At 52.0% G+C, this 1115-nt stretch carries 2 protein-coding genes; both read left to right on the plus strand.

Going from position 1 to position 1115, the window contains the following annotated elements; all coding sequences use genetic code 11:
- A partial coding sequence (locus KDK16_RS11335) for a hypothetical protein (protein WP_257276192.1) occupies nt 1-183 on the plus strand: 183 nt, incomplete at its 5' end.
- A gap of 74 nt (nt 184-257) precedes the next feature.
- Nucleotides 258-1115 (plus strand): glycine cleavage system aminomethyltransferase GcvT (gene gcvT, locus KDK16_RS11340; RefSeq protein WP_257276193.1); only part of this gene is annotated, 858 nt, incomplete at its 3' end.

Below are 1115 nucleotides of genomic sequence, written 5' to 3' on the forward strand. Positions count from 1 at the left end.
ATGGCAGATCTGGTAGACAGCGAGTGGAGCCACCCTTACACACGTGAAGAAGCCGTCTTCCCGCTTAAAAGCTCTATCAATGGCAAGTATTGGCCCACTGCCAACCGTATCGACAATGTCTACGGCGATCGTAACTTTATCTGCTCCTGCCCGTCTATCGAAAGCTATCGAGAAAAAGACTAACGTCGTCTGAGAACCAGCATTAAACCGGGGAAACTGCTTCCCCGGTTTCTACACTATTTCAGGGAGTCTTTGTAATGACTGATCTCAAAAAAACACCACTCCATGGCCTGCACCTGGAGCTGGGCGCAAAAATGGTTCCTTTCGCGGGCTTCGATATGCCGGTCCAGTATCCTCTGGGGGTTAAAGCTGAGCACCTGCATACCCGTGCTCAAGCGGGTTTGTTCGATGTCTCCCACATGGGGCAGGTTCGTCTGACAGGCAACAATCCGGCCAGGGCTCTGGAAGCTCTGGTACCTGTCGACATTATTGATCTGCCTGAGCGCAAGCAACGCTATGCCCTGTTCACCAATGAACAGGGGGGCGTGATGGACGACCTGATGGTCACCAACGAAGGCAATAACAGTCTGTATGTGGTTGTCAACGCTGCCTGCAAGGATCAGGACATTGCTCACATGAGGGCTCATCTGCCTGAGGATGTAAAGCTGGAGGTTCTGGACGACCGTGCTCTGGTCGCTATTCAGGGCCCTGAAGCGAAATCTGTTATGGCCCGCTTTGCACCTGAAACAGAAAAGATGGTTTTCATGGACTCTGTTCATATCACCATTGAAGGCGTTGACGTTTACATCAGCCGCTCGGGTTACACCGGTGAAGATGGTTTTGAAATCTCAATCCCGGAAGCGGATGCAGAAAAATTCTGTCGTATGTTGCTGGATCAGCCAGAAGTGGAGTTCATTGGTCTGGGAGCCCGTGACTCCCTGCGTCTGGAAAGTGGACTTTGCTTGTATGGTCACGATCTGGATACAGAAACCACCTCCATCGAAAGCAGCCTGATCTGGGCCATCAGCAAAAACCGTCGTAAGGATGGTGAGCGTGCTGGCGGCTTCTTCACGTGTGTAAGGGTGGCTCCACTCGCTGTCTACCAGATCTGCCAT

The sequence above is a fragment of the Endozoicomonas sp. SESOKO4 genome, assembly GCF_024606275.1.